The organism is Phytoactinopolyspora endophytica, assembly GCF_004138495.1.
GTDB classification, from domain to species: domain Bacteria; phylum Actinomycetota; class Actinomycetes; order Jiangellales; family Jiangellaceae; genus Phytoactinopolyspora; species Phytoactinopolyspora endophytica.
On sequence record NZ_ML142851.1, the window covers coordinates 427,799 to 430,004 of the forward strand.

Annotated in this window: 3 protein-coding genes and 1 pseudogene; 1 reads left to right on the forward strand and 3 read right to left on the reverse strand. The window is 64.5% G+C overall.

The window, feature by feature from the left end; all coding sequences use genetic code 11:
* The 3 genes from ELR45_RS07810 to ELR45_RS07820 all read right to left on the reverse strand — a co-directional run.
* Positions 1-983 (reverse strand): sigma-70 family RNA polymerase sigma factor (locus ELR45_RS07810; protein WP_165367577.1); only part of this gene is annotated, 983 nt, incomplete at its 3' end.
* A 13-nt stretch (positions 984-996) separates the two neighbouring features.
* Positions 997-1,395, reverse strand: a complete 399-nt coding sequence (locus ELR45_RS07815) for a VOC family protein (RefSeq protein ID WP_129664858.1) — start codon at positions 1,393-1,395, stop codon at positions 997-999.
* Positions 1,396-1,400: 5 nt separating this feature from the next.
* The gene (locus ELR45_RS07820) at positions 1,401-1,805 is read right to left on the reverse strand and encodes a VOC family protein (protein ID WP_205856203.1); all 405 of its coding nucleotides are present in this window, start codon (positions 1,803-1,805) and stop codon (positions 1,401-1,403) included.
* 211 nt (positions 1,806-2,016) lie between these two features.
* Between ELR45_RS07820 and ELR45_RS37180 the strand changes: the two are divergent.
* A pseudogene (locus tag ELR45_RS37180) lies at positions 2,017-2,206 on the forward strand (LLM class F420-dependent oxidoreductase); the annotation flags it as partial.

A 2,206-nucleotide genomic window follows, 5' to 3' on the forward strand; every position in this document is an offset into this window, starting at 1 on the left:
GCGTCAGGCGGCAGCGTGTCCGGCAAGCCGAACGCTTCGAACAGACTGACGTCGAAGAACATGGCGACGTGCGAGACCTTGGACTCCTTGACAGTCAGTACCTGCAGTCCGAACTTCCGATGGACACCGTCGTCCCCGCGCATATACGTCGCGAAGGCGGGCTGGCCATTGGCGATGGTCGGGACCATGCGCATGTCGAGGGGACCCTGTGCCGGGCACTGGTTGTGCACCAGGCCGACGATGTTCTCCGGGCCCTGGTACCAGGTGGGGAAGGGCGGCATCTCCCACACGGCATCGGAGGTGAACAAGTCCACCATCGCGGTCATGTCGTAGTTCTCGAACGCCTTCGCATAACGGTCGAGAAGTTCGCGCTGCTCGGACGAGGTCGGCTGCGCCGTCTCGTCCTCGCTCGGGGCGACCTGCTCGAGCTGTGTGCGGGCACGCTGTAGAAGGCTGTTGACGGCCGCAGTGGAGAGGCCGATGGCGTCCGCCACCTCGGCCGCACGCCACTTGAGCACATCGCGGAGGATGAGCACGGCGCGCTGCCGAGGGGGCAGGTGCTGCAGGGCGGCGATCAGCGCCAGCCGGACGCTTTCTCTGGAGGTCACCACGGCGGCTGGATCCGCGCCGTCGGCTCCCACCATGGCGTCCGGAACGGGCTCCAGCCACGGCACCTCGTTCTGCTCGCTGATGTCGTCGACGGGGTCCGAGCTCGGCGCGCCCAGGCCGGTGGGCATCGGACGCCGGTTACGGCTTTCCAGGGCGGTCAGGCACGCGCTCGTCGCAATCCGGTGCAGCCAGGTGCGCAACGATGACCTGCCCTCGAAACGGTCATACGCCTTCCAGGCACGCAGGTAGGTCTCCTGGACCAGGTCCTCTGCGTCGTGCACCGAACCGAGCATGCGGTAGCAGTGCGCCATCAGCTCCCGCCGGTAGGGATCGGCCAGGCGGGCGAAGTCGTCGTTGACCCGTGTCTCCGTCATGGTGGGCACTCTATTACTCCTGTAGGACAGAGAGGACATTTCCGGCTGGATCGGTGAACCACGCGATCTGCGGGCCCTCACCGGGTCCGGCCCGCACGATGCCCTTGTCGTCCATGCCGTTCTCGAACTGGGGATACCGCAGGAACGTGACGCCGCGGCTGGTGAGTTCATCGACTGCTTTGTCGATGTCCTCCACCGGGAAATTCAGAATGGTGAACGACGCTGGGGTGTGGTCGGGCTTGGGATAGATCAGAATGTTGTGGCCGCCTGAGATGTGCAGCTCCAGCAGCCCGTACTCTTCCATTCCCGGAACGGGAGACACCTGCATGCCGAGAGTCTCGTCGTAGAACCTCTTCGCCTCGGACGTGTCATTGACCGAGAATCCGCTGAACGCGGGTGTATCGCGGAACATGGCCGTCACTCCTTTGCCGTTGCCTGCTGCTGTTCCATGGCTGCGCGGTGCTCTTCGCTGATCTGGATGATCTGCACGTAGTTGCCGTCCGGGTCGATGGCTGTGCCGAAATAGCTACCGTCGCGGTCCTCGAGCTCGGACAGCCACGCCGCCCCCATGCTGTTCAGCCTGGCGGCCACGGCACGGGCGTCGTCGACATCGAAGTTGAGGATCATCCGGCCGGGCTCCGGGTTCTTGTCCGTGATATCCGCCCGGGTGTCGATCATGAGGTAGAACTCGCCGAACTTGAGCACGCGGTAGGTGTCGAGCTGCGCATCGTCGTTCGGTGCCAGGGCGGCTGCGTACCAGGTGTGGAGCCGCTTTGGGTCGGTGCTGGAGAGCAACATGCTGCCCAGAGAAGAATTCGCCACCTCTGTACTCCTTCGATCGACCCCGCGTATGGGGTGCGTTCTGCCGTCACATATACAGACCATGCCGGCGACGAGAAGTCATCGCTCGCTCGGCGAATTCGTCGAACTGCCTGGACAGCCGCTGTGCCGCGCCGTTCAGCGGATGGCAGCGGCTCCAAGCTCGGCGTCCCGGTGTTCCTGCGAGAGGTGGCGTGCGGTAAAGAAGTGGAGCATGAATGCACCGCATCCGCTGCACGTCGGCGTCAAGCTGAGCCAGCAGCTCACCACTATCGACGAGCTCACGGAGTTCTGGCAGGTCGCCGATGAGGCTGGGTTCGACCACCTGTGGAACTACGACCACTTCGCGGCGGTACCGCCCGAGCCGGACGTGCTCGGCGGGGACGTCTTCGAGGCTTGGACGT